This window comes from Paraburkholderia sp. FW306-02-B, assembly GCF_058782725.1.
This window is the reverse complement of the sequence record NZ_JBYSXZ010000002.1, coordinates 2000748-2025473: the sequence shown is the minus strand read 5'-3', so window position 1 is coordinate 2025473 and position 24726 is coordinate 2000748. Positions and strand designations below refer to the sequence as shown.

25 protein-coding genes are annotated in these 24726 nt (G+C 64.0%); 22 read left to right on the top strand and 3 right to left on the bottom strand.

Going from position 1 to position 24726, the window contains the following annotated elements:
* Window positions 1-21: 21 nt before the first annotated feature.
* The 10 genes from AC3WOG_RS30280 to AC3WOG_RS30235 all read left to right on the top strand — a co-directional run bounded on the left by AC3WOG_RS30280 (window position 22) and on the right by AC3WOG_RS30235 (window position 11008).
* On the top strand, window positions 22-1239 hold the full coding sequence (locus tag AC3WOG_RS30280) for an arginine deiminase (protein WP_492581484.1): 1218 nt from the start codon (window positions 22-24) through the stop codon (window positions 1237-1239).
* Between the two features lie 39 nt (window positions 1240-1278).
* On the top strand, window positions 1279-2277 hold the full coding sequence (gene argF, locus AC3WOG_RS30275; RefSeq protein WP_492581483.1) for an ornithine carbamoyltransferase: 999 nt from the start codon (window positions 1279-1281) through the stop codon (window positions 2275-2277).
* A 9-nt stretch (window positions 2278-2286) separates the two neighbouring features.
* Complete coding sequence (arcC, locus tag AC3WOG_RS30270) at window positions 2287-3198, top strand: carbamate kinase (protein WP_492581482.1); 912 nt, start codon at window positions 2287-2289, stop codon at window positions 3196-3198.
* Window positions 3199-3486: 288 nt separating this feature from the next.
* Window positions 3487-5277 (top strand): PHA/PHB synthase family protein, encoded by a 1791-nt coding sequence (locus tag AC3WOG_RS30265; protein WP_492581481.1) that lies wholly within the window; start codon window positions 3487-3489, stop codon window positions 5275-5277.
* Window positions 5278-5286: 9 nt separating this feature from the next.
* Complete coding sequence (locus AC3WOG_RS30260) at window positions 5287-6690, top strand: bifunctional enoyl-CoA hydratase/phosphate acetyltransferase (RefSeq protein WP_492581480.1); 1404 nt, start codon at window positions 5287-5289, stop codon at window positions 6688-6690.
* Complete coding sequence (locus AC3WOG_RS30255; RefSeq protein ID WP_492581479.1) at window positions 6687-7880, top strand: acetate/propionate family kinase; 1194 nt, start codon at window positions 6687-6689, stop codon at window positions 7878-7880. The genes AC3WOG_RS30260 and AC3WOG_RS30255 overlap by 4 nt, the downstream gene beginning before the upstream one ends.
* An 8-nt stretch (window positions 7881-7888) precedes the next feature.
* Window positions 7889-8650: an enoyl-ACP reductase FabI gene (gene fabI, locus AC3WOG_RS30250; protein ID WP_492582497.1), complete on the top strand. Its 762-nt coding sequence runs from the start codon at window positions 7889-7891 to the stop codon at window positions 8648-8650.
* A gap of 151 nt (window positions 8651-8801) precedes the next feature.
* Window positions 8802-9638 carry a universal stress protein gene (locus tag AC3WOG_RS30245; protein WP_492581478.1) on the top strand — a complete coding sequence of 279 codons (837 nt, stop codon included), beginning with the start codon at window positions 8802-8804 and terminating at the stop codon, window positions 9636-9638.
* A 42-nt stretch (window positions 9639-9680) separates the two neighbouring features.
* Window positions 9681-10184: a universal stress protein gene (locus AC3WOG_RS30240; RefSeq protein ID WP_492581477.1), complete on the top strand. Its 504-nt coding sequence runs from the start codon at window positions 9681-9683 to the stop codon at window positions 10182-10184.
* Window positions 10181-11008, top strand: coding sequence for a universal stress protein (locus AC3WOG_RS30235; protein ID WP_492581476.1), 828 nt, complete (start codon window positions 10181-10183; stop codon window positions 11006-11008). Before AC3WOG_RS30240 ends, AC3WOG_RS30235 begins: the two co-directional genes overlap by 4 nt.
* A 116-nt stretch (window positions 11009-11124) precedes the next feature.
* Here AC3WOG_RS30235 and AC3WOG_RS30230 read toward each other — a convergent pair whose 3' ends face one another.
* The gene (locus AC3WOG_RS30230; RefSeq protein WP_492581475.1) at window positions 11125-11601 is read right to left on the bottom strand and encodes a universal stress protein; all 477 of its coding nucleotides are present in this window, start codon (window positions 11599-11601) and stop codon (window positions 11125-11127) included.
* Between the two features lie 311 nt (window positions 11602-11912).
* Between AC3WOG_RS30230 and AC3WOG_RS30225 the strand changes: the two genes are divergently transcribed.
* The 6 genes from AC3WOG_RS30225 (at window position 11913) to AC3WOG_RS30200 (ending at window position 17040) form a co-directional block, all read left to right on the top strand.
* A complete protein-coding gene (locus tag AC3WOG_RS30225) occupies window positions 11913-14063 on the top strand; it encodes a sensor histidine kinase (RefSeq protein WP_492581474.1) in 2151 nt (716 codons plus the stop codon).
* Window positions 14060-14707: a response regulator gene (locus AC3WOG_RS30220; protein WP_492581473.1), complete on the top strand. Its 648-nt coding sequence runs from the start codon at window positions 14060-14062 to the stop codon at window positions 14705-14707. The genes AC3WOG_RS30225 and AC3WOG_RS30220 overlap by 4 nt, the downstream gene beginning before the upstream one ends.
* 185 nt (window positions 14708-14892) lie before the next feature.
* Window positions 14893-15315 carry a response regulator gene (locus AC3WOG_RS30215; protein WP_492581472.1) on the top strand — a complete coding sequence of 141 codons (423 nt, stop codon included), beginning with the start codon at window positions 14893-14895 and terminating at the stop codon, window positions 15313-15315.
* Window positions 15316-15324: 9 nt separating this feature from the next.
* Window positions 15325-16107 (top strand): helix-turn-helix domain-containing protein, encoded by a 783-nt coding sequence (locus AC3WOG_RS30210; protein ID WP_492581471.1) that lies wholly within the window; start codon window positions 15325-15327, stop codon window positions 16105-16107.
* Between the two features lie 218 nt (window positions 16108-16325).
* Window positions 16326-16619 carry a c-type cytochrome gene (locus AC3WOG_RS30205; RefSeq protein WP_492582496.1) on the top strand — a complete coding sequence of 98 codons (294 nt, stop codon included), beginning with the start codon at window positions 16326-16328 and terminating at the stop codon, window positions 16617-16619.
* 46 nt (window positions 16620-16665) lie between these two features.
* The gene (locus tag AC3WOG_RS30200; RefSeq protein WP_492581470.1) at window positions 16666-17040 is read left to right on the top strand and encodes a DUF3564 domain-containing protein; all 375 of its coding nucleotides are present in this window, start codon (window positions 16666-16668) and stop codon (window positions 17038-17040) included.
* Window positions 17041-17106: 66 nt separating this feature from the next.
* On the opposite strand, the gene AC3WOG_RS30195 is transcribed toward AC3WOG_RS30200, so the two are convergent.
* Window positions 17107-17298 (bottom strand): DUF2964 family protein, encoded by a 192-nt coding sequence (locus AC3WOG_RS30195; protein WP_492581469.1) that lies wholly within the window; start codon window positions 17296-17298, stop codon window positions 17107-17109.
* A 494-nt stretch (window positions 17299-17792) separates the two neighbouring features.
* Between AC3WOG_RS30195 and AC3WOG_RS30190 the strand changes: the two genes are divergently transcribed.
* From AC3WOG_RS30190 to pqqE, 6 genes are all read left to right on the top strand, one after another.
* Window positions 17793-19769 (top strand): sigma-54-dependent Fis family transcriptional regulator, encoded by a 1977-nt coding sequence (locus tag AC3WOG_RS30190; protein WP_492581468.1) that lies wholly within the window; start codon window positions 17793-17795, stop codon window positions 19767-19769.
* A gap of 273 nt (window positions 19770-20042) precedes the next feature.
* Window positions 20043-20117: a pyrroloquinoline quinone precursor peptide PqqA gene (pqqA, locus tag AC3WOG_RS30185; protein ID WP_006410019.1), complete on the top strand. Its 75-nt coding sequence runs from the start codon at window positions 20043-20045 to the stop codon at window positions 20115-20117.
* A gap of 69 nt (window positions 20118-20186) precedes the next feature.
* Window positions 20187-21110, top strand: coding sequence for a pyrroloquinoline quinone biosynthesis protein PqqB (gene pqqB, locus AC3WOG_RS30180; protein ID WP_492581467.1), 924 nt, complete (start codon window positions 20187-20189; stop codon window positions 21108-21110).
* Window positions 21111-21112: 2 nt separating this feature from the next.
* A complete protein-coding gene (gene pqqC, locus AC3WOG_RS30175) occupies window positions 21113-21832 on the top strand; it encodes a pyrroloquinoline-quinone synthase PqqC (protein WP_492581466.1) in 720 nt (239 codons plus the stop codon).
* Window positions 21829-22110, top strand: coding sequence for a pyrroloquinoline quinone biosynthesis peptide chaperone PqqD (pqqD, locus tag AC3WOG_RS30170; protein ID WP_492581465.1), 282 nt, complete (start codon window positions 21829-21831; stop codon window positions 22108-22110). Before pqqC ends, pqqD begins: the two co-directional genes overlap by 4 nt.
* Before the next feature lies 1 nt (window position 22111).
* Window positions 22112-23260, top strand: a complete 1149-nt coding sequence (gene pqqE, locus AC3WOG_RS30165) for a pyrroloquinoline quinone biosynthesis protein PqqE (protein WP_492581464.1) — start codon at window positions 22112-22114, stop codon at window positions 23258-23260.
* Window positions 23261-23431: 171 nt separating this feature from the next.
* On the opposite strand, the gene AC3WOG_RS30160 is transcribed toward pqqE, so the two are convergent.
* Entirely contained in the window at window positions 23432-24664 is a 1233-nt protein-coding gene (locus AC3WOG_RS30160; RefSeq protein ID WP_492581463.1) for a c-type cytochrome, read from the bottom strand.
* Window positions 24665-24726 lie beyond the last annotated feature (62 nt).

Below are 24726 nucleotides of genomic sequence, written 5' to 3'. Positions count from 1 at the left end.
CTAATCAAAAGGAAAACTGCTATGGCACCCGGCGTCTACTCCGAAGTCGGCACCTTGCGCAAGGTCATGGTCTGTCGGCCCGGGCTCGCCCAGGCGCGCCTGACGCCTGCGAATTGCCGCGAACTGCTGTTCGACGATGTCTTGTGGGTCTCCAGGGCCAGGACCGATCACTACGCTTTCGTCAGTGCGATGCAGGAGCACGGCATTGAAGTGCTCGACATGCATGACCTGCTGGCGGACCTTCTGCAAGGCCGGGAAGCACGCAACTGGGTGCTCGAACGCAAGCTGTCGGCGGGCACCGTCGATCTGGAATTATCCTCGCAGCTGTTGCCGTGGCTCGACGAGATGAAAGCCGACGAGCTCGCCACCCGGCTGATTGGCGGGATCGTGCGGGCCGAACTGCCGTTCAAGCCCGCGGGCCTGCTGTCGCAATGCACGGAACCTGCCGGTTTTATCCTTCCGCCGTTGCCCAATACGCTCTTCACCCGCGACAACAGTTGCTGGATCAACGACGGCGCCGTACTCGGCTCGATGTACTGGCCGGCACGCCGCCAGGAAACGCTGTTGAGCGCGGCGATCTACCGCTTTCATCCGCTTTTCAGCGGCGGCACGCGTATCTGGTGGGGCGACCCGGAGCTCGATCACGGCGGCGCCACGCTGGAAGGCGGCGACGTCATGCCGTTATCGCGCGACGTCGTACTGATCGGCATGGGCGAGCGCACTTCGCCGCAGGGCGTCGCGCAACTCGCGCGGTCCCTGTTCGCGAGCGAATCGGTGAAACACGTGATCGCCGCCCAGTTGCCGCGCTCGCGCGGCGCCATGCATCTCGATACGGTATTCACCTTCTGCGACCGCGATCTGGTCACGATCTTTCCGGACGTTGTCGACGGCATCCGCTGCACCAGCCTGCGGCCCTCGCATGAGCCGGGCAAGCTCGATGTCCGGCTCGAGACCGCGCCGTTTCTCGATGTCGTTGCCCAGGCGCTAGGTATTAAAACGCTCCGCGTCGTCGCCACCGGCGGCGATACATGGGAGGCCGAGCGCGAACAGTGGGACGACGGCAACAACGTGATTGCGCTCTCGCCAGGCGTGGTGGTCGCGTACAACCGCAACGTCTACACGAACACGCTGCTGCGCAAGGCGGGCGTCGAAGTCATCACGATTCCGAGCGGGGAACTGGGGCGCGGGCGCGGCGGCGGACATTGCATGACCTGCCCGATCGAACGCGACCCAGTCTGAGACCCCTTCCGCCTCCCCTATTTCAAGGAACCGCACACCATGGCATTCAACCTGCGCAACCGCAGCCTGCTGAACATGCAGGACTTCTCCCCGCGCGACATCCGTTTTCTCCTCGACCTTGCCGGGGAACTGAAGCGCGCGAAGTACGCCGGCAACGAAGTCGCACGGCTCAACGGCAAGAATATCGCGCTGATTTTCGAAAAGACCTCGACCCGTACGCGCTGCGCCTTCGAGGTTGCCGTGCACGACCAGGGCGGCCATGTCACCTACATCGATTCGGCGAGCTCGCAGCTTGGCCGCAAGGAGTCGCTCAAAGACACGGCGCGGGTGCTCGGCCGGCTCTATGACGGGATTGAATATCGCGGCTTTCACCAGAGCGTGGTGGAGGATCTCGCCATGTATTCGCATGTTCCCGTATGGAACGGTCTGACCGACGAATTCCATCCGACCCAGGTGCTCGCGGACTTGCTGACGATGCAGGAATTCGGTGAAAAGCCACTGCACGAACTGTCGTTCTGCTACCTCGGCGACGCCCGCTTCAACATGGGCAATTCGCTGCTGATCGGCGGCGTGCAGATGGGTATGGACGTGCGCATTGCCGCGCCGCGCGAACTGTGGCCGCACGACGACCTCGTGGGACCGATGCGGCGCCTTGCGGAACGGACCGGCGCTCGCGTAACGATCGTCGAGGATCCTCATGAGGCCGTGAGCGGCGCCGACTTCGTCTATACCGACGTATGGGTTTCGATGGGCGAGCCGGTGGAGGCCTGGGGGCCACGCATCGAGCGCCTGCGGCCCTACCAGGTCAACGCGTCGTTGATGAAAGCAACCGGCAAACAGCGCACCCACTTCATGCATTGCCTGCCCGCCTATCACAATCTGGAGACCGAAACCGGCCGGCAGATTCACGAGCACTTCGGTCTGTCCGAGCTCGAAGTCAGCGACGAAGTCTTCGAATCGAATGCGTCGATTGTGTTTTCGCAGGCTGAAAATCGCATGCACACGATCAAGGCGGTACTCGTCGCGACACTCGCTTAAGGAACCATCATGCGCATTCTGATCGCACTGGGCGGCAACGCCCTGCTTCGACGCGGCGAGCCGATGACGATGTCCCACCAGATCGCCAATATCCGCCGCGCCGCACTGCAGATCGCGCGGCTTGCCGACGGCAACCAGTTGATCGTCGCGCACGGCAACGGGCCCCAGGTCGGTTTGCTGGCATTGCAGGCCGCCGCCGCGGGTGCGGCTGGCGCGGCGCCGCTGGACGTGCTCGACGCCGAGTCGGAAGGCATGATCGGCTATCTGCTCGAGCAGGAACTGGCCAACGCCTTGCCGCCGCAGCGGCAGGTGGCGACGCTGCTGACGCGCGTCGAGGTCGACGGCGGCGACCCGGCCTTCCTTCACCCCACCAAACCCATCGGTCCCGTTTACGCGGAGGCGGAGGCGGAACGTCTGGTCATCAGCAAAGGCTGGGCCGTTGCGCCGGACGGCAACGGTTTCCGGCGCGTCGTCGCGTCGCCGAAACCGCAACGCATCGTCGCGCTTGAGCCCATTCATTGGCTGCTCGACCACGATGCCGTGGTGATCGCAGCCGGCGGCGGCGGAATTCCGGTCACGGTCGCGGCGGATGGCCGGACCCGCTGCGGCGTGGAGGCCGTGATCGACAAGGATCTGTGCAGCGCGCTGCTGGCGGCAGACGTGGACGCCGATCTGCTGCTGATCGCCACCGACGTGGACGCGGTTTATGCCGACTGGCACACGGCGAGCGAACGCGTGCTGCACGAGGTGACGGTGGCGGGACTTCGGTCGATGTCTTTCCCTGCCGGCTCTATGGGACCGAAGGTCGAGGCGGCGTGCGAGTTCGCCACCCGCACTGGCCGGCCGGCAGTCATCGGCTCGCTCGACCACATCGAGGAGATGGCAAGCGGTACGGCGGGCACGCGCGTCACGCGCGCGTAAGCAGCGTTCAACGATCGGTTATCCCGTGGTTATCCCGTTTCCCCGCCCCCACTTCGATTGACCGAGATCAAAGGTCGGGGCCGGCGGGCGGCTAAAGTCCAAACATCAGGCAATTGCTGCGCCGCACAATCCGGGCGCGTCTTTTGCTGTGTCAGCGCAGTGCATCTGGCTTCCAGGCATGTCCCGCGTCCGGAACATTGTTGCTGACGTGATCGTCGTCTCCCAGTGGTTTCGCGCTTATCCAGCGATACCGTCGAACCAGGCGCAGTCGAACGCAAAGGAATCTCAATGGACACCCGCACGCGAGCTGTCAGCGCCGCCCTCCCCACCCCAGTGGGCGGCGCTGCGCCCAGCCTCGATAGCAAAACGTTTCGCGATCTGGACCACGCCAAGGAGGCGCTCATCGCGCGCATGACCGCCGGTCTCTCGCCGGCGGCGCTGGGTGCGGCGCTGTCCGATTGGCTTATTCATCTCGCGGTCGCGCCGGGCAAGCAGCTCGAACTGGCGTCGCTGTGCGTGTCGAATGTGAGGCGGCTATCCGAATATCTCGTCCAGCTTGCACTCGGGCGGACAGCGCCTCTTTTGACGGCGCCGTCGCCTGCCGACCACCGGTTTCGTGCCGACGCGTGGCAGGTCGAACCATACCGCCTGTGGCAGCAAAGTTTCCTGCTTGCCGAGCAGTGGTGGAATACGGCAACCCGCAACGTGCCGGGCGCCACGCGCCACCACGAGGACGTCGCGGCGTTCGTTGCGCGCCAGTTGCTCGACATAATGGCGCCGGCGAATTTCCCGCTCACCAACCCCGAAGTTCTCCAACGCGCGGCGGCCACACGCGGCCTGAGCCTGGCACAGGGTGCCCGCAATGCGTTCGACGATGCGAACCGCGCGGCCTGCGGCAAGCCCGCCGCCGGGATGGAGCAGTTCAAGGTCGGCGTGAACCTGGCTGCCACGCCCGGCAAGGTCGTGTTCCGCAATCACCTGATCGAGCTCATCCAGTACGGCCCCGCAAGCGAGGCGGTTCTCGCCGAACCCGTCCTGATCGTGCCGGCGTGGATCATGAAGTACTACATCCTGGATCTGTCGCCGCACAATTCGCTGATTCGCTACCTGGTCGAGCAAGGCCACACGGTGTTCTGCATTTCGTGGCGCAACGTGGAGAGCGAAGACCGCAATCTGGGTCTCGACGATTACCGGCAATCAGGCGTGATGGCGGCGCTCGACGCCGTCTCGCGGATCGCGCCGGACCGGCGCATTCATGCAACCGGCTATTGCCTCGGCGGCACCTTGCTGTCGATCGCCGCGGCGGCGATGGCCGAAGCCGGCGACGAACGGCTCGTCTCGATCTCGCTGTTTGCCGCGCAGACGGACTTCACCGAGCCCGGCGAACTGCAACTTTTCATTGACGACAGCGAAGTCTATTTCCTCGAAAGCATGATGTGGTCGCAAGGCTATCTTGCCGCCGACCAGATGTCCGGCGCGTTCCAGTTGCTCCAGTCGAACGATCTGATCTGGTCGCGCGTGATTCGCGACTATCTGCTCGGAGCGCGCGAACCGGCGATCGACCTGATGGCCTGGAATGCCGATGCGACCCGCATGCCGTACCGGATGCATTCGGAATATCTGCGGCGCCTCTTTCTCGATAACGACCTGGCTTCTGGCCGATACGTGGTCGATGCGCGGCCTGTCTCGATTCGCAACATCCGCGCGCCGATGTTCGTGGTGGGTACTGAGAGCGATCACATCGCGCCATGGCAATCAGTCTACAAGATCCACAACCTGTCCGATACCGACATCACGTTCGTGCTGACGAGCGGCGGTCACAACGCGGGCATTGTCAGCGAGCCCGGGCATCCGCACCGGCACTTCAGGATGAAACTCAGCGCGGCCAACGACCTGCGTATCGGCCCCGATGAGTGGGTGACCGCCGTCACGGTGCAGGACGGATCGTGGTGGCCGGTATGGAGCGACTGGCTCAAAGCGCATTCGGGTCCGCAGCGCGTGGCGCCGCCGCCGATGCCGGCCGGCGAGAACGGTCAGCCGCTGGCGGACGCGCCCGGCACTTACGTTTTCCAGGTTTAGGAGGCGCTTGTGAACGACAACCTGTTGCGCAACCGGACTTTCGATGAACTGGCCATCGGCGAATCGGCGTCACTCGTGCGGTTAGCCATGCAGAACGATATCGACCTGTTCGCCGCCGTGTCCGGCGATATCAACCCCGCGCATGTTGATGCGGCTTTCGCATCGGGCGACCTGTTCGGTCACGTGGTGGTCCACGGCATGTGGACCGCCGCGCTGATCTCCGCCCTGCTCGGCACGAGGCTGCCCGGCCCGGGCACCATCTATCTCGACCAGACCTTGCAGTTCCGCCGCCCAGTCGCGCCAGGCGACACCGTCACGGCGAAAGTGACAGTGAAGGAAAAACGCCCGGACAAGCGCATCGTCCTGCTCGACACCTGTTGCACGAATCAGGCAGGCGACGTGGTGTTGCTAGGCACGGCGACCGTGATCGCCCCTTCAACACCGGTTGTGTGGCCGTCCGCGCCGCGCCCCGATGTCTCGGTACGGCGGCACGACCGCTACGAGGCGTTCATCCACGAGGCGCGGACCCGTCCCGCGTTGCGTACCGCGATCGTCCATCCGTGCTCCGTGGAAGCCATCATGGCGGCGCTCGAGGCCCGCGACGAAGGCCTGCTCGAGCCCGTGCTGGTCGGCCCGGAGGCAAAAATCCGCGCTGCTGCGGAGGCGGCCGGCGTGAGTCTCGACGGCACGCAGATCGAGGCGGTCGAGCACAGCCACGCGGCGGCCGCGCGCGCGGTCGAGCTGGGCGCGGCCGGTCAGGTTGCCGCGTTGATGAAAGGCAGCCTGCACACGGACGAGTTGCTCGCCGCGGTCGTCGCGCCGGCATCCGGCCTGCGCACCGCGCGGCGCATCAGCCATGTCTATGCGATGGACGTGCCGGCCTATCCGAAGCCGCTGGTCGTCACCGACGCCGCCGTCAATATCGCGCCGTCGCTCGAACACAAGCGCGACATCTGCCAGAACGCGATCGACCTGCTGCATGTCATGGGCGTCGAACTGCCGCGGGTCGCGGTGCTCGCCGCAGTGGAAACGGTCAATGCCAGAATGCCGACCACACTCGACGCGGCCGCCCTCACCGTGATGGCCGCACGTGGCCAGATCGCCGGGGCGCTGGTCGACGGCCCGCTTGCGTTCGACAACGCCATCAGCTTCGCGGCGGCGAAAACCAAACAAATCAATTCGCCGGTGGCGGGTCAGGCAGACATTCTGCTGGTCCCTGACCTGGAAGCCGGCAACATGCTCGCCAAGCAACTCACGTACTTCGCCGGCGCCGACGCGGCGGGCCTTGTGCTCGGTGCGCGCCTGCCGATCATCGTCACGAGCCGCGCCGACAGCATGCGCGTGCGCCTCGCTTCCGCGGCGCTCGCCAAGCTGGCAGCCGAACGCACGCCGGGAGGTCCGATCCGATCATGAGCGCCCCACTCCTGCTGACGTTCAATCCCGGCTCCTCAACCATCAAGATCGGCTTATACAGCGTGCTGGACCGCGCGGCGTCGAGAATCGGTCATGGCTTGATCGATTTGCGGCATCAGCCGTTACGCCTTCATCTCGTCCACGGCGGCGGGGCGAACGACATTCCGCTCAAAGCTGCCGTCAACGACGACCTTCACGAGGTCCTCGACGAGACGCTCGGATGGTTCGCCGCACACTTTCCTCTCGACGATCTGGTTTGCGTCGGCCATCGCGTGGTGCACGGCGGCGATCGTTTTGGCGGGCCCGTGGCGATCGACGACGCAACGCTCGCGGCGATCGCCGCGCTCGTGCCGCTCGCCCCGCTGCACCAGCCGCAGAGCGTGCGGCTCATCCGGGCCATCCGGCATCTGCGGCCGCATCTCCTGCAGACGGCGTCATTCGACACGGCATTTCACCGCACCCAGACCGATCTCGTGCGGCGCTTTGCGATTCCGCGCCCGCTCTTCGATCAGGGCATCAAGCGCTACGGCTTTCACGGTCTCTCTTATCAGTTCGTCATTGGCGAGTTCGCGCGTCAGTTCCCGCTCCGCGCGCGCGGCAAGGTCGTCGCCGCGCACCTCGGCAGCGGCGCCAGTCTGTGTGCGTTAGAGGCGGGGATGAGCCGCGACTCCAGCATGGGTTTTTCGACGCTCGACGGCATCCCGATGTCGACCCGCTGCGGCGTGCTCGATGCCGGTGTCGTGCTCCATCTGCTCGACCAGAAGGCCCTCGACGTCAAGAAAGTCGAGACGATGCTGTACGAGCAATCCGGCCTGCTCGGCGTTTCCGGCATCAGTGCGGACAGTCGTGAACTGCTGGCAAGCGAGCGTCCCGAGGCTCGCGAAGCCCTTGATCTCTTTGCGTTCCGCATTGCCGGCGAGACGGCGCGGCTTGCGGCCACACTGGGCGGTCTGGACAGTTTCGTGTTCACGGCCGGCATCGGCGAACACCAGCCTGAAGTGCGCGCCGCGATAGGCGAGCGGCTCGCATGGCTGGGCGTCGAGCTCGACCCGCACGCCAACGGCAGCAATGACCGCGTCATCAGCAGCGCGCGTAGCCGGGTCACCGTGCTCGTGCTGCCCACCGACGAGGAGCAGATCATCGCCGATGAGGCTGTCACGGTGCACCACCGCGAGGCGATCAAGCCATGAAGCCAATCATCGATCTGTCGGGCAAGCGCGGACTCGTTGTCGGCATCGCCAACGAGCACAGTATCGCCGCCGGCTGCGCGGCGTCGTTTCGCGAGGCCGGTGCGGAACTGGCCGTGACCTACCTGAACGAAAAGGCCGAACCTTTTGTCCGGCCGGTCGCCGAGGCGCTCCAGGCGGCAATTGTTATGCCCTGCGACGTACGCGTTGCCGGGCAACTGGAAGCGGTGTTCGAGCGACTCTCGCACGATTGGGGACGACTTGATTTTGTCCTTCACTCGATCGCGTTCGCGCCCGGCGACGACCTGCACGCGAGCCTTGTCGATTGCTCCGCCGACGGCTTCGCACTCGCGATGGACGTGTCGTGCCACTCGTTTATCCGCATGACGAAGCTCGCGCTGCCGCTGATGTCCGGCGGTGGCAGCCTGATGACCGTGAGTTTTTATGGCGCCGAGCGCGCAGTCGATCACTACAACGTGATGGGACCGGTGAAGGCGGCGCTCGAGTCGAGCGTCCGCTATCTGGCCGCCGATCTGGCGGCTCGCCGCATTCATGTCCATGCGATCTCCGCCGGCGCGGTGAAAACACGTGCCGCGTCGGGTATCGACCACTTCGACGGATTGCTCGATGAGGTCCGCGCGCGAACGCCGGCACAGCACCTCGTCACGATCGAGGAAATCGGCCGGATCGCCGCCGTGCTCGCGAGCGACGCAGGCATGACGCTGACCGGCTCGACGGTTTACACGGACGCGGGCTTTCACGTCGTGGCCTGACCGCGGATTGCGCCCGGCGCAACGCAGATCGAGTCTCGGGTGCTAGTCGGGCGCTAGCGCACCGTTGATCTGAATCAACGCCGCCGGCCACCCGGCTCATAGACTCAGATCACGCGTTCCTGCGCCACTCTTCCACTTCTGGAGCGTTGTAATGACCTACAAGACCATCGTCGTCCATCTGGATATGAGTCAGCACGCGCATCCCCGGTTCGAACTCGCGCTGCGGCTCGCCAGGCAGTTCGGCGCCCATCTGACTGGCGTGTTTGCGGTGTTCACGCCCGATTCGCGCTCGCTCTACGTGATGGCCGGAACCGCCGAATACTACCGCGCGCACGCGCAGCTGCGCGCGGAACGCCGCGGCGCGCTCGAGCGGCTCTTTCATGCGGAGTTGAGCCGCGCGGAGGTCGCCGGCGAGTGGATTGCCGTCGAGGCCCCAGCAAAGCTCGCGGTGCCGTATCGCGGCCGGTGCGCCGATCTGATCATCGCCGGCCAGGACGACCCGAACGATCCCGAGTCATATGTCGGCGACTATTTCCCTGAAAACCTGATCATGACCTCGGGCCGTCCCGTGTTGCTGATGCCTTACGCCAGCAGCGTCACGTCGCCCGGCACCCACGTGATGGTCGGCTGGGACGGTAGCCGCGAAGCCACCCGCGCGGTCCACGATGCGCTGCCGTTCATGCGCGCGGCGAAAACCACCACGGTCGTCACCGTCAACGGCGCGCGTGGCGAGCCGCGCCCACCCATTCCGGGCGCGGACATCGCGACGCTCATCGCCCGGCATGGCGTCAACGTCGAGCTCAAGGATATCGAAGCCGGCACTGGCGCGTCGATCGGCGACGCGCTGTTGTCGCAGGCATCCGGGATCGGTGCGGATCTGCTCGTGATGGGCGGCTATGGCCATGCACGCTGGCAGGAACTGGTGATGGGCGGAGCGACCCGCACCATCCTCCAATCGATGACCGTGCCGGTACTGATGTCGCATTGAAGAACTGAAGCACCGAGTCGGTTCCATTCAGGAGAGTTCGCCATGTATCAGCAGATTCTGGTCGCCGTCGACGGCAGTGAAACGTCCACGCGCGCCCTCGACGCAGCGTTGCAGCTCGCGCACGACGCCGGCGCAAAACTGCAGCCCCTTTTTGTCGTAGACGTCCCGTTAATGTCGTATGACGTGCCCGGTTACGATCCGTCCTACGTCCGCAATGCACTGCTGGAGGAAGGCGGACATGTGATGGACAACGCTGTCGCGAGCATGAAGCGAGCCGGTGTGCAAGGCACGCCGCGCATCGTCGAAACCGACCCGGCAGGCGACGACATCGCGCATTGCATCCTGCGCGCGGCAAACGAATTCAAGGCCGACGTGGTGGTGATGGGCACACACGGGCGGCGGGGTTTCCGGCGGCTGGTGCTCGGCAGTGTCGCCGAACGTTTTCTGCGCGTCGCGCGGTGTCCAGTACTGATGATCCCGACGCACAGCGGCAAACCCGTGGCAAGAAGCGCACAGGCGGCCGAACCCGTCAAGGAGCCGTCATGACCTGCAAAACCCTGCTGGTGCATCTCGACGACAGCACCCATAGCGCCGCGCGGATTGAGTTCGCGCTTGAACTGGCCAGCCAGCACGACGCGCATCTGATCGGCCTGTATGTGGTTTGTCAGGATATGACGCAGCCGATGTTTCTTCACGGCGAAGGCGCGTGGATCGCGATTCGCGAAGCGCAGCGCGATACCAACCTCAAAGGCGCGCAAGCGCGTTTCCTGGCGGCGGCGGAACGAGCCGGACGGAGCGTGGAATGGCGGGCGCCGGCAGGGCCGGCGGTGGAAGCGGCGGTCCTGCACGCGCGCCGCGCCGATCTCGTGATCCTCGGCCAGTATGATCCGGACAACCCTTCATCCTACATCGCACACCATTTTGTCGAGGACGTGCTGATGAGCTCGGGCCGCCCGGCCATTGTGCTGCCCTATGCCGGGGCTATCCGTTCGTTTGCCGAAAACGTGCTGATCGCGTGGGACGGCGGCCGCGAGAGCGCCCGGGCCATGGCCGATGCGTTGCCGGTGATCAAACGTGCGAAATTCGTCACCGTGATGACCGTGCAGCGACACCACGGTAGCGAAGCGCCAGCCGGCATCGACGTCGCCGCATGGCTCGAACGGCACGGCATTCAGGCGGGATTTTCGGCCGTGCCCAAGGTGGCCGGCGTCCCTACAGGCGCAATGCTGCTGAACATGGTGGCCGATCGTCATATCGATCTGCTGGTGATGGGCGCGTATGGACATGCACGCGCGCAGGAACTGCTGCTCGGCGGCGTCACACGGGTCATGCTGGAATCGATGACCGTGCCGGTACTGATGTCGCATTGACCGAACCATTCAGGCATTGCGCGAACGTGACCCTCGCGCGACTCAAAGCGCCCGGTTTTCAGGGCGCTTCTTTTTTGCCCCCCGGCGCACCGGTTTGCCGCCTCGCTATTGCAGGCTCACAGGCTCGACGGTATCTCGTCCATGTCCCGTTCGCGCCGAACCAGTAGAACGGGCATCGCGGCGCACCGCAAAAACGCCTCGGCGACACTGCCGAGCAACAACCGGCCGATGCCGTGCCGCCCATGCGTGCCCATCACCACCAGATCGGCCTCGCACTCGTCTGCCACGCGGCACAGGACGGTGGCGACGTCTTCGCCGTACGCGTCAATGGTCCGTGTCAATCCGCGCACGTTGCGCTGTTCAAAAAGCGCGCGGGCATCTTCGAGCGTCGCCATCGCGGCTTCGGTCGCCGCTGTGCCGTGCGGCTGCTCGTCGATCAAGCCAGTTCCTATATCGACCATCTGCGCAGCATGTTCGGCGACAAATACGGCCGTCACCATCGCCTGCGCGGCCTGAGCGATTTTTAGCGCTTCTTCGAGCGCGAGCTGCGCGGCCTGGCTGCCGTCGATTGCTACGAGAATCCGTTTGTACATGACCTTCTCCTTGACTTCGCCGTCCTGAACGGCCACGGCTATTAGGGCGACGCGCTTTCAGTCTGCGGTTCGCCGGTCGGAACAGGCTTGATGCGGATCAAGGGCGGAGGCTCTGCCGTTCGCCAGCATTCGTGCACGGTGCGGCTTCCATGGCGTCCTGGCGGGATACTGGCACGATCCGTGCGAACCGCGCACAATAGCGGCGCACGCGTTGTTCCGATTGCATCTAAAGAAAATGACGGTGACGTTTCCCGCTCGGCGCCCGCTCTGTAAGCGAGTGTCGCGCATTGCCACCATCCAATGAGGCGTACATGCCTTTTCGCGATAACACGCCCTTCGCCACAAAATCGCCTGCGCACAGGCAGGTTGTGCCACCTGAGCGGCGCCCCAAGCTTGTCGCCGCGGTCACTTTTGCTGTCGTTCTGGTGGTTGCGCTCGCTGCGTGGCGCTGGGTCGGTGAGCAGTCATCGCGCGCCGCCAACAGCCGCTTCGATCAGCGTACCGCGCAAATCACCGCTGATCTGCAGCGCGAGTTCGCCACCGGCGAATCGCTACTGCGCGGCGCGCGCGGCTTGCTCTGCGTCGCGCCGGCGGTCGATGCCGATACATGGCGCCGATATGTCGCGCAACTTGAACTCGATCTGGGCGAGACGTCGTCTGCTGTCCGCGCGCTCGGCTATGCCGATGTTGACGCCGGCGGCATCGCCCGCCTGACGGGCAAGGCTGGTAACGTGGCCGCACAGGACGCCGCGTCGCAACCGGTCGCGCCGGTCACCCTGATGGCGCCGGGCACCGCCGATGCGATGCCAGTCGGCTACGACCTGGCTAGCACGCCCACGAGCCGGACGGCGTTGCTGCGTGCCATCGACACAGGAGCAAGCGCGCTCGACACCGGCGCAGCGCCGTTCGGCGACATCGGCTCGAACCCCCACCCGCGACTTTACGTCTATTTTCCGGTGTATTCGGACGCCGGCGTGCCGCCCACGCCACAAGCGCGGCGCGCGGACATCAAGCGACTGCTGGTGGCGGCGCTGGACACCGGCCGCGTGTTCGATAACGCCCTCGCCCGGCAACGCAGCATCGACCTGCAGGTATTGAGCGGAACCCCCGCTATGCTGCTTTATTCGTCCGCCACCGGGGAAGACGAACCCGCGGAGACCGCACCCGTCATGCGTAAAACCGCCACCTTGCGCGTCGGCGGCGAACCTATCACGCTGGCCTATACCGCGAGCGGCCGCTATCTGAGAGCCGAGGACGAATTTGCAGAAACCGCGGTACTGATCGCCGGCGTCGCCGCAGCCTGCCTGTTCAGCGCCATGGCCTTCCTGATCGCCGGCGAACGCGGCGGCGGATCTGCCGCGACGAGCAAGGCGCGCAGCCAGTTGACCCTGAACGAGGCACGTATGATGGGGATCATCCGTTCGTCGATGGAAGCCATCATCACTATCGACGAACGGCAGAACATCGTCATCTTTAATCCAATGGCTGAACAGGTTTTTGGATGCAGTGCAATGGAAGCGGTCGGCGCCTCGCTCTCGCGCTTCATTCCCGAGCGTTTTCGCGCGGGGCATGAGCGGCACGTCGAACAGTTCGGCGTAACCGGCGTTTCCGACCGGCAAATGGGCAAACAGCGCGTGCTGTACGGCTTGCGGAGCAACGGCGAAGAGTTTCCTATTGAAGCGTCGATCTCGCAGATCCGCGACGGCGACGGCAAGCTGTACACGGTCATGCTGCGCGACATCACCGAGCGGGTCAAAGCGGAAAATGCGCAGCGGCAATCGCGCGAGGAGTTGCGCGAACTCTCCGCGAATCTGCAAAACGTTCGCGAGGAAGAAAAAACCCGCATTGCCCGCGAACTGCACGACGACCTTGGGCAGCAATTGACCGCCCTCAAGATGGACCTTTCTTCGGTCGAGCAGCAGCTTGAAACCACCGCCGAACCGCGCGTGCTGCAGCAACTGCGGGGCATGCGCCGGCTGATCGACGCGACGGTCGCCTCCGTGCGCCGTATCGCTGCCGACCTGCGTCCGGTCATGCTCGACGATCTCGGCCTGATTCCCGCGATCGAATGGCTCGCCAATGACTTTACCAACCGCTACGGCATCGAGGTGGAACGCCGGATCGAAGTCGGCGACACCCGCTTTACGCCGGCGGGCGCGACGACGCTATTTCGCATCGTGCAGGAAGCGCTGACCAATGTCGCGCGGCATGCGCAAGCGACGCTCGTCACGTTGACGGTGCATGTCGAAGGCGGCGTTTGCGTCCTGCAAATCGCGGACAACGGCCAGGGCACGCGCCACGCCACCGCCTCCACCGAGAAATCGTTTGGTTTGCTCGGAGTCCGCGAGCGTGCGCACATGCTCGGCGGCACGGTCGAAATCCACACTTCCAACGGCAAGGGCTTTGCGCTGACCGTTACCTTTCCAGTCTCGTCGGTGCAACAGCAGGAGATGCAAACATGACACGAGTGCTGATAGCCGACGATCACGCGTTGGTGCGTGATGGCCTGCGGCATATCCTGCAAGGTGCAAGCGGCTTCGAGGTGGTCGGCGAGGCCAATGACGGCGTCAGCACGATTGCGCTGATCCGCTCGAACGCTGCGGAGGTGCTCGTGCTGGATCTGTCGATGCCGGGGCGAAACGGCGTTGAGCTGATCAAACAGATCAAGGACGAAAAACCCGCACTGCGGATTCTCGTGCTCACCATGCATGCGGAGCAGCAGTATGCGGTACGCGCTTTCAAAGCGGGGGCATCGGGGTATCTAACCAAGGAAAGCGCCAGTGCCGAACTGGTGACCGCCGTTACCAAAGTCGCATCCGGGGGCGTCTACGTGAGTCTCGCGATGGCCGAGCGTTTTGCGCAGAGCCTGAACGAGCCCGCCGACACGTTGCCCCATCAACGCCTGTCCGACCGTGAGTTCGATGTGTTCCGTCGCATCGCCGCAGGGCAAACCATCACCGAAATCGCTACGGAATTGTGCGTCAGCAGCAAAACGGTGAGCACCTACAAAACGCGCATCCTCGAAAAAATGCAGATGCCGCACGAAGCCGCGCTGGTGCGTTACGCGCTGCGCCACAAGCTGCTCGGCGAAGACGACGAAATCTAGGTCCGGGGCGGCGCGCCGGCCGCCGGACCACATCCGCTCCCCACATCCATTCGCCGATCGCCCGGCTTCATCCGCCGCCGCATTCGCGGCGTGTAGGAAATCCCCTACACGCCTTCGCACTCGCCTACCCGAAGTTCGTTCGCCGCCGATTCTATTTCGAGACAGCGCGACCGATACTTTGAGTCATGAACTCAAGCCCGGCCCAGCAAGCACTGCGCGTCTTCCTCGTTGAAGACGCGATTCCGATCAGACAACGCATGGTCGCGCTCCTTGGCGCAATCGACGGTGTCGAGATTGTCGGCGAAGCCGAGGAACCCGGCGCCGCGCTCACCGGCATCGACGCTACCGGCGCCGACGTCGTGGTCATGGATTTGCGCCTGATCGGCGGCACCAGCATGGAACTGCTGCAGGGCCTCGCGCGGCGCATCTCGCGGGTGATCATTATCGTGCTGACGAATCACTCAGGTACGTGGTTCAGGCAAGCGTGCCTCGCGGCCGGCGCGCAGTACTTCTTCGACAAAACGAACGAATTCGATCTTGCATGCAGCACGATCACGCGGATTGCCCACGAGCGTTGCGCGCGTGGCCTCAATGATTCAACTAGCTAGGAGCACACCATGTCTGACGTCGCCGAATATTCCGAAATCATGCCGCTTCAGCGTGTCTCGCGGCCGGCTTCAGGCAATTCCGCGCTCGCAACGTCAGTGCCGACTCGCCGCGCCGCGCGCTGTTCAAACTGCACGCTGCGCTCGATCTGCATGCCACAAGGCTTGACGCCAGCCGAACTGGAGCGCATCGAGTCGCTGATCTGCGTTTCCCGCACGATCAAACACGGTGAATCGCTGTACCACGCCGACGATTCGTTCCAGAGCATCTATGCGGTCCGCGCCGGCTCGTTCAAGACCGTCGTCATGCATCGCGACGGCCGCGAACAGGTCACCGGCTTTCATCTGGCGGGCGACTCGCTCGGTCTCGACGGTGTCTGCTCAGGCCGGCACAGCTGCGACGCGATAGCGCTCGAGGACAGCAACGTCTGCATCATTCCGTTCCATCTGCTCGAAGTCATGTGCCGTGAGGTGAAGGTCGTGCAGCAGCACGTCCATCGTCTGATGGGCGGCGAGATCGTTCGCGAGGCGAGCCTCATGATGCTGCTCGGCACGATGTCCGCCGACCAGCGGGTCGCCGCATTCCTGCTGAACCTGTCTGGAAGGCTCAAGACACGCGGCTATTCGCCGGCGGAATTCAATTTGCGCATGACGCGCGAGGAGATCGGCAGCTACCTCGGGATGAAACTCGAAACGGTCAGCCGCATGTTTTCAAAATTTCAGAAAGACGGCCTGGTCGATACACACGGCAAGCAGATCAGGATTCTCGACCTCGAGGGCCTCGCGCGCATCTAGTCCGGGCAGAGCATGCACGGCTCGTCACCGCTGTTCGACGCGATACCGCTGCGCGCCACTGCCATGGACGAATCGTCGGACGGAAGGAGAAACATTGCCTTGATATGAGTCAATCGCGGGCACGGCACCGCCTTTACACTGAACTCGCAACCCTTCCTGGAGTGTGTCCCGTGAACGCCCCGCCCCTGCGCTATCTCCCTGCAAGCGCACTTACGCTGTTGCTGGCAGCAAGCGGCGCAGCGCTCGCCCAGTCCGAGCCGACGGCGCTGGTCGATCAACAGCATTGCATGTTCTGCCATACCCGGGACGCGCCTTTTCTCGCGCCGTCGTTTCAACAGATCGCCAACCGTTATCGCGGCGTGCCGAACGCCGACGTCATGCTTGAACACAAGCTGCGACTTGGCGGCAAGGCCCACTGGGGCGATATGGCAATGCCTTTGGCGGCGGAGCGTGGCGGCCCGTTGACGTCCGGGGATGCCCACACGTTGATCCAGTGGGTTTTGAGTCAATAGGCACCCCGCTTGTTTGCACATGTTCGCACCATGCACGGAGAACATCATGCGCCTCACCATCCACCTCGACACGTTCGACCGTGTCAATCCCATGGCATTCGTCATCCTGTGGCTCGACAAAGACACGCGCCAATGGTCGCGCGAGGGGCATATGGGGCTCAAGTTGCCCGAATGGGGCGCCTTGCACGTCGATTGCGGCAACACGCTCGTCTGCGGACCGCACGATTCGACGCCCTGTTGCATACTCGAAGGGCTCGATCTGAACGCCGGTTCCGGACCATTCGAGGGCGAGACCGGACGTGCGCAATGGTGCTCCGATGCGGGCAGATCGCTGATGACGGGTCATTGGCACGTGCAATGTGTCGACAATGAAAGCACGCAGCCGGAAGACGGCATCTTTGCCGCCGATGACAGCGAATAAGCGTTGCCGCCCCGGCCACCAGGGTCGAGTACTACTGCGGGACTGATTGCCGGTCCTGACCGTGTATCAGGTATCGTCTCCCGCGGTAGGGTTCAGCAGGATGACGAAGCAGGCAACACCGGCAACCAGCGCCGCCGCGCCAAAGCGAACGAAGTCCGTACTATCGAACAGCAGGCCGCGGATCAATGCCGTCAAACCGGCTAATGCGACAAAAACGGCAACCGCCGCCACGACGATCCTCGGTTCTGCCCGGACCATGATTTCTCCCTTGGCTCAAGGCGAGTGATTTCGCATCGACGCGGCTGTTCGCGAGCCGTCGATCACGAATTGATCATCGATCCAGCCAAGGTATTGTTATTGATTTGCATCAAGGTCTGGATACTTCACTTCATTTGCAAGCGGGTCTCGCAAAACCGAGGGACCATTCAACAGGAGAAAGCCGACCAGCGCTCGGCGCCGTTCTTCTCTTGATATGGATCAAGCGCATCGCCGGCCTGACCGTCATAGTCGACTTACGCCCACGCTGATTCATCGAAAACATCGAGATTAAGCGGTCCGGCGTTCCGACGTTCGATCGTGATGTGACCGTTGTGGGGCACCCGTCTTGACGTCTTCAAGACCGCCGCGCAATCGATGTCCACCACGGGCGCCCCGTTCTCACGAATGGAGTGCCGGATCTGGCGCGCGATTTGCTTAAAGTTGCACCCATACGGTTCTGGCGAATGACCAGACCTGACTCGCAGGAGGAGACAATGCGCGATGATGTCCATCACGCCACGACGGCAGTCGCACCGCGTGAAGCGGCCTGGCTCACGCCATCCATTCAGAAATCACACGAGCGCTCGCAGACATTCGGCTTGAGTGCCTCGATGCGGCCGGACTACGACGTCCTGCCGGCCGCGGAACTCGCGTTGAAGCTGGAGCAAAGCCGCATTCTGTGCGCGCATGCCACCCCGGTGATGGAAACGCTGCACGAACAGATCGTCAACACGCAGAGCATGATCGTGCTGACCGACGCCGAAGGGCTGATCCTTCATTCGATCGGCGACGATGACTTTCTGCGGCGAGCAGAGAAAGTCGCGCTGCGCCCGGGCGCGAACTGGGCGGAAGACCGGCAAGGCACTAACGCAATCGGCACGGCGCTCGCGGAGCGATGCCCGACGGTCGTGCATGGCGCGCAGCACTACCTGGCAGCCAATCGCTTCCTCACCTGCTCCAGCGTGCCGATCCTCGATCCGTACGGCGATCTGATCGGCGTGCTCGACGTCACCGGCGACCATCGCAGCTACCACCAGCACACCATGGCGCTGGCGAAAATGTCCGTGCAGATGATCGAGAATCATTTATTTACCAACACCTTTCGCGAAACCTTGCAAATTGCCTTTCATGGGCGGCCCGAATTTCTCGGCACCTTGATGGAAGGCATCGTCGCGTTCACCTGCGATGGCCGCTTCCTGTCGGCCAATCGCAGTGCGCAATTCCAACTCGGCCTGCCGCTCGCCGGATTGCGCGCGCATACCCTGTCGTCGCTATTCGGCCTCACCAGCGCGCAACTGATCGACCGTTTGCGCGTCAGCCGGGACCGGCACCTGTCGCTGAATCTGAACAACGGCACAGTAGTTTGCGCGCACGTCGAGTTCCGGCGTGTCACGCGCGTCGACGACGGCTGGCCGCCGGAGGTGCAACGCGAAGCACGACCGGCGCACCGGGCCGAGCCGCCACCGCCGCCGGCCGCGAGCGCACTGTCGAGACTCAGCTATCTGGACACCGGCGACCCGCAGATCGCGGCGGTGATCGCCAAAGTCCGCAAGGTGATCGGCAAGGACATTCCGATCCTGATTACCGGTGAGACGGGTACCGGCAAGGAACTGCTCGCCCAGGCGATCCACAACGACTCGCCGCGCCGCGCGGGTGCGTTCGTCGCGGTCAACTGCGCGTCGATACCGGAAACGCTGATCGAATCCGAGTTGTTCGGCTATGAAGAAGGCGCCTTCACCGGTGCACGGCGCAAAGGCGCTGTCGGCAAATTGCTGCAGGCCAACGGCGGCACCTTATTTCTCGACGAGATCGGCGACATGCCCTATCCGCTGCAGGTGCGGCTGCTGCGCGTGCTGCAGGAGCGGCTGGTCAATCCGCTCGGCTCCGCGAAGTCGATTCCGGTCGATATCGCCATCATTTGCGCAACCCACCGCGATCTGCGTGAAATGATCGCGCAGAACCGCTTTCGCGAGGATTTGTATTACCGCCTGAATGGGCTGGTGGTGAAATTGCCGCCGCTGCGCGAGCGCACGGATCTGTCCGCCGTGATCCAGAAGATGCTTCAATGCGCGTCTTCCGAAAGCGCTGACGGGCAGCGTCTGAGCGTCGCCGATGAGGTGATGACGCTGTTCGAGCGATGTGCATGGCCCGGTAATTTTCGCCAGCTCGGCAATCTTCTGCGGACCGCCGCCGCCATGGTCGATGCGGACGGCCAACTCCGGCGCGAGCATCTGCCCGACGACTTCTTCGACGACCTGCGCAGCGCTGCCGCCGCGCCTGCGGGCCCCACGGAAACCTTACCGCTATCAAGCGGGCGGCTGGAGGACGTCGCAGCCAGCGTCATCGCCAGGACGGTTGCGCAGCACGGCGGCAACGTGTCGGCCGCCGCTCGCGCGCTCGGCGTCTCGCGCAATACGATCTATCGCAAGCTACCCGCGCAAGGCCCGGACAACGCCGACGACGCGGTCTGACCGCTTGCGTCACAGGTGCTCCAATTTGCAACAGTGGTGTACTCGAATTGAACAGCGCGTTGTTTGCCGCGCCGGGTCGGATGGTCCGTTTTTGCGCGGCAAGGAGTGCGCTCGTGTCCAACAATGCATCCGTTCGGGATGCAAAACGCTTTTGGGGAGTCGAGTGCGTCCGAAGCACCGCTTGACACGCCCGGCATAGACCTTGCGTTTGATCGATATGACCGCTTCCTCGATGCGGTTCCTCAATCACATGTCGTATCCAAGGAGACAGCCATGCAATGGACCACCCCCGCCTATACCGATCTGCGTTTCGGTTTTGAAATCACGATGTACATCGCCAATCGCTGAAGCATCGAAGAAGCGCCGCCCGCCTCTCGCAGTGAGTGAGCGTGCGCGGTGGCGCCCGGAGCATGGCTCATGAAGATCAAGATTCTTGGCTCGGGTGCGGGCGGCGGACTGCCGCAATGGAACTGCAACTGTGCGAACTGCACCCAGGCCCGCAACCAGACCGGCGGCGTGTTGCCGCGCACCCAATCGTCGATTGCAGTGAGCGGGAACAGCGTGGACTGGATTCTGATCAACGCATCGCCGGATCTGCTCGCACCGTTGCGCGCGAATCCGGAACTGCAACCCGCCCGCTCGATCCGCGACAGCGGCATCGCCGCCGTCGTGCTAATTGACGCGCAGATCGATCACGTCACCGGTCTGCTGATGCTGCGCGAACGCACGACGCCCCTGCCGCTGTATGCCTGCTCACCCGTGTTCGACGACCTCTCGACCGGCTTGCCGATCGTGCCGCTGCTCGATCATTTCTGCGGCGTCGAGCGTCACGAGATCGCGCTCGAACAACCCTTCACGGTCGCGCCGGTGGAGGGCATCCGCTTCACCGCGTTGCCGATCGAGAGCAAGGCGCCGCCTTATTCGCCGCGCCGCGCCGAAGCCGCGCCCGGCGATAACATCGCGCTGCTGATCGAGAACGTCGCCACAGGTGCGCGCGTTTTCTATGCGCCGGGTCTCGCGGCCGCGCCGGAAGCCGTGCTCGAAGCGATGCGCTCTGCGCAACTCGTGCTGGTCGACGGCACCTTCTGGTCCGCTACGGAGATGATCGACCTCGGTCTGTCCACTCATCACGCGGCGGACATGGGCCATCTTGCGCAGTGCGGCTATCAGGGTCTGCCAGGCATGGTCCAACTGCTCGACGCGCTGCCCAATGCAACGCGCAAGGTGCTGATTCACATCAACAACACCAATCCGATTCTCGACCCGCATTCCGCCGAACATGCCGTGATACGCGCCCGCGGTATTGAAGTGGCACGCGACGGAATGCAATTTCAGGTATAGCCATGAACGCCCCGCTGCCCACCGCTGTTGCCCACACCGCCCCCTGGCCGCCGGGCGAATTCGAAGCGCGCCTGCGCGCGCTCGGCGCGCACTATCACATTCATCATCCGTTCAATCAGCGAATGAACAGTGGCCAGTGTTCGCCAAAGCAGATTCGCGGCTGGGTTGCAAACCGCTTTTACTATCAGATCAACATCCCGCTCAAGGACGCCGCGATCCTGTCCAACTGCGACGACCGGCAGACGCGCCGCCTGTGGATCGAGCGGCTGCACGATCACGATGGCTACGGCGGCAACCCCGGCGGTATCGAAGCGTGGGCGCACCTCGCCGACGCGGTTGGCATCGACCGTAACGCATTGTGGTCACTCGAACAGGTGCTGCCCGGCGTGCGCTTCGCGGTCGACGCCTATGTCAATTTCGCGCGGCGGGCGCCGTGGCAGGAGGCGGTCTGCTCGTCGCTCACGGAGATGTTCGCGCCGCAGATCCATCGCGACCGACTGGCCGGCTGGCCGGACCTCTATCCGTGGATCGACTCGCACGGGTTGCAGTACTTTCGCAGCCGCATTCCGCTCGCCCAGCGCGATGTCGAGCACGGGCTCGCGGTCACGCTCAGCCACTTCAAGACACTGGACGCGCAACAGCGTGCCCTCGACATCCTGCGCTTCAAGCTCGACATTCTCTGGTCGATGCTCGACGCCATCGAAAAGGCGTACCCCGTATGAACGCCCCACACCTCGACCACTACGCCAGCCTGCGACCGCGTCTGCGCACGATGTTCCGCCTGCAATGGGAAGACGCGCAGGATGCCTACGTATTGCTGTACCCCGAAGGCATGGTCAAGCTCAATCCGAGTGCGGGCGAAATTCTCGCGCGCTGCGACGGAACCCGCGAACTGGACGACATCATCGGCGAACTGGAAGATCTGTTCGGTGCGTCGGACCTTGCCGCCGACGTGTATCGTTTCATCGACCACGCGCGGCAACGCGGCTGGCTGGACTGACATGACCATGCCGACCGGCACCGCGCCCGAAACCGCGGGCACTCGCCCTTCCCCGCCGTTGTGGCTGCTGGCTGAACTCACGTACCGCTGCCCGTTGCACTGCGCGTTCTGCTACAACCCCGTCGACTTTGCCAGTCACGGCGCAGAGCTCGATACCGGCAGCTGGCGCGACGTGATCACGCAGGCGCGCGCCCTGGGCGCCGCGCAAATCGGCTTCTCCGGCGGTGAGCCGCTGGTACGCGACGACCTCGAAACGCTGGTCGAGCATGCGCGTGGATTGGGCTTCTATACGAATCTGATTACCTCGGGTGTCGGGCTCAACGAGACGCGCATCGCCCGTCTGAAAGAGGCCGGGCTGGATCATATCCAGCTCTCCTTTCAGGACTCGACACGTGAACTGAACGATTTCGTCTCCAGCACGAAGACCTTCGAGCTGAAACACCGCGTAGCGCGCCTGATCAAGACGCACGGCTACCCGATGGTGCTCAATTGCGTGCTGCACCGTTATAACCTGCCGCACGTCGGGCAGATCATCGAGATGGCGCTCGAGATGGGCGCCGACTACCTCGAACTGGCGAACACACAATACTACGGCTGGGCGATGCTCAATCGCGACCAGTTGATGCCGACCAGCGAACAGTTGCAGGAGGCCGAGGCCACCGTCAAACGGTACCGCGAACGCGTCGGCGATCGCTGCCGGATCCTGTTCGTGGTCCCTGACTATTTCGAGGCACGTCCCAAGGCATGCATGAACGGCTGGGGTTCGGTGTTTCTCGGCATCGCACCCGACGGCACCGCGCTACCATGCCACGCGGCACGCTCGCTGCCGGGTCTGGACCTGCCCCGCGTGCAGGACGCTTCACTGGCGGAGATCTGGTACGGCAGTCATGCGTTCAATGCGTTTCGCGGCGATGGCTGGATGCGCGAGCCATGCCGCAGCTGCGACGAGCGCGAGACCGATCACGGCGGCTGCCGCTGCCAGGCGTATCTGCTGACCGGAGACGCCGCGGCCGCCGACCCGGTGTGCGCGAAGTCGGCGCATCACGGGCACATCGAGCAGGTGGTGACCATGGCGCGGCGGCCGGCACGTGACGACGCCGCGCAGCCGCTGATTTTCCGCAGCAGGGACAACTCGTTGCGGTTGGGATAAGGCTGCGGATTCGATTGAAACTGAGCATAAGGCTCGGCATGCCGCCTGTTGACTGCTCGTACGTCGCGCCGCCTTCCGCGAACACCGGTTCCCACTTGTGCAAAGAAAAACCCGGCGATCCCCGTGAATAACGGCGGACCGCCGGGCCGTTTGCCATCGCGGCTATCGCGGCTATTGCGGAGTCCGCGCGTTGAGCGGCGTCGTGGACGCTTTCGCGCTATCGTCCGTCAGCCTGGTCGTGCCGGCGCTATAGCCGTTCGAATACAGCAGAAACGCCATGATGTCCGCGTAGTCCTGCGGTTTCATCTTGCCGGGGCGGTCCGCCGGCATATTGTTCGCCATATATCCGTATACGCCGCCGATGGTGAGCTTCGCGTTAGCGGCCGGCGCGAAGGCCGGCCCGCGTAACGCGGGTGCATTCAAACCTTGCAGGTCGGGACCGTGGCATTTCGCGCACGAACTCGAGTACAGGGTCTTGCCGTGCGCGACCTGCGCGCGATCGAAGCCGGGGGCGTCGGCGGGTGCGCTCGTATCGACCTTGATGAAACCGCCCTGCTGCGACGCATGACCGCCGGCCAGTGTCATTCGCCATGCCGCGTCGCTGCGGCCCGGGCCGTCGCGATAAGCAAACGTAGCCGCGGGTGGCCGGGCGGCCTGAGCCGTCTCGGGGAGCGTCCACTTGCGGGTCAACGCCGCCAGCCTGCCATCGGAGGCCATCTTCTCCAGCGCGGCGTCGATGCGCGGCTGCAGCGCCGCGCCGTTTTTCCCGAACGCGAACACCAGATGCCAGTCGGCATACGGCGAGGCAGCGCCGGCAATCTGGAAGTGCCGCTCCGGATGCGCGATCGTATAAGCCACCACCGCCGGATACCAGACGATCGCGCGGTGCGCATGCCCGCGCGCCACTGCGTCGACGGTGAGCTCCGCCGTGTTCTCCAGGTCGAGCCTGACGTTGGGTTGCTGCACGGCGATCAACTGCGCGGGGCTCGCATAGGTTGCCGCGACGACTTCCGCGCCGCCGGACTGCGCTGACGATTCGCGCGTGGTGACGCTGACGTAGCCGGAGTGCAGATAGCCGCGCGAAAAGGTCAGCTTGCTGCCTGAGCCATCGGCGACTGTCGAGCGCGGAAAGCCGGCGATGACGTCGCATTTGCGCGCAAGCGCCTTGTTGAGTTCTTTCAGCGACACGCCGTCGTCGTCGCTGCCGTCGAATCCTCCGGGGGCGAGCGACAGCGCGATACCCGCCGTGCGAAACGCCTCGCGTGTCACCGCCTCGTCGAGCGCGGTCGACGGACTGCCGGGAAACGTGCAGACGCGGGTGCCCGCGCTAGCGAGTGCGGGCGTCAGCGCGCCGGCGGCCAGCAGTACGCTGGCGAGAGCAAACGAATTAAGTCGAGTCTTCATGATCTTGCTTCCGGGAAAAGCCGGGCCGCCACAACTGGATGGCCTGCGCAAATGTGCGTAGG

Coding starts and splice junctions, on each gene's coding strand:
- AC3WOG_RS30255 (WP_492581479.1), top strand. CDS start 6,687: ATGAGCGCCCCACTCCTGCTGACGTTCAATCCCGGCTCCTCAACCATC.
- AC3WOG_RS30280 (WP_492581484.1), top strand. CDS start 22: ATGGCACCCGGCGTCTACTCCGAAGTCGGCACCTTGCGCAAGGTCATG.
- pqqC (WP_492581466.1), top strand. CDS start 21,113: ATGAACGCCCCGCTGCCCACCGCTGTTGCCCACACCGCCCCCTGGCCG.
- argF (WP_492581483.1), top strand. CDS start 1,279: ATGGCATTCAACCTGCGCAACCGCAGCCTGCTGAACATGCAGGACTTC.
- AC3WOG_RS30215 (WP_492581472.1), top strand. CDS start 14,893: ATGAACTCAAGCCCGGCCCAGCAAGCACTGCGCGTCTTCCTCGTTGAA.
- AC3WOG_RS30235 (WP_492581476.1), top strand. CDS start 10,181: ATGACCTGCAAAACCCTGCTGGTGCATCTCGACGACAGCACCCATAGC.
- pqqE (WP_492581464.1), top strand. CDS start 22,112: ATGACCATGCCGACCGGCACCGCGCCCGAAACCGCGGGCACTCGCCCT.
- AC3WOG_RS30220 (WP_492581473.1), top strand. CDS start 14,060: ATGACACGAGTGCTGATAGCCGACGATCACGCGTTGGTGCGTGATGGC.
- AC3WOG_RS30210 (WP_492581471.1), top strand. CDS start 15,325: ATGTCTGACGTCGCCGAATATTCCGAAATCATGCCGCTTCAGCGTGTC.
- pqqD (WP_492581465.1), top strand. CDS start 21,829: ATGAACGCCCCACACCTCGACCACTACGCCAGCCTGCGACCGCGTCTG.
- AC3WOG_RS30230 (WP_492581475.1), bottom strand. CDS start 11,601: ATGTACAAACGGATTCTCGTAGCAATCGACGGCAGCCAGGCCGCGCAG.
- AC3WOG_RS30265 (WP_492581481.1), top strand. CDS start 3,487: ATGGACACCCGCACGCGAGCTGTCAGCGCCGCCCTCCCCACCCCAGTG.
- pqqB (WP_492581467.1), top strand. CDS start 20,187: ATGAAGATCAAGATTCTTGGCTCGGGTGCGGGCGGCGGACTGCCGCAA.
- AC3WOG_RS30160 (WP_492581463.1), bottom strand. CDS start 24,664: ATGAAGACTCGACTTAATTCGTTTGCTCTCGCCAGCGTACTGCTGGCC.
- AC3WOG_RS30200 (WP_492581470.1), top strand. CDS start 16,666: ATGCGCCTCACCATCCACCTCGACACGTTCGACCGTGTCAATCCCATG.
- AC3WOG_RS30190 (WP_492581468.1), top strand. CDS start 17,793: ATGCGCGATGATGTCCATCACGCCACGACGGCAGTCGCACCGCGTGAA.
- AC3WOG_RS30245 (WP_492581478.1), top strand. CDS start 8,802: ATGACCTACAAGACCATCGTCGTCCATCTGGATATGAGTCAGCACGCG.
- arcC (WP_492581482.1), top strand. CDS start 2,287: ATGCGCATTCTGATCGCACTGGGCGGCAACGCCCTGCTTCGACGCGGC.
- AC3WOG_RS30195 (WP_492581469.1), bottom strand. CDS start 17,298: ATGGTCCGGGCAGAACCGAGGATCGTCGTGGCGGCGGTTGCCGTTTTT.
- AC3WOG_RS30225 (WP_492581474.1), top strand. CDS start 11,913: ATGCCTTTTCGCGATAACACGCCCTTCGCCACAAAATCGCCTGCGCAC.
- AC3WOG_RS30240 (WP_492581477.1), top strand. CDS start 9,681: ATGTATCAGCAGATTCTGGTCGCCGTCGACGGCAGTGAAACGTCCACG.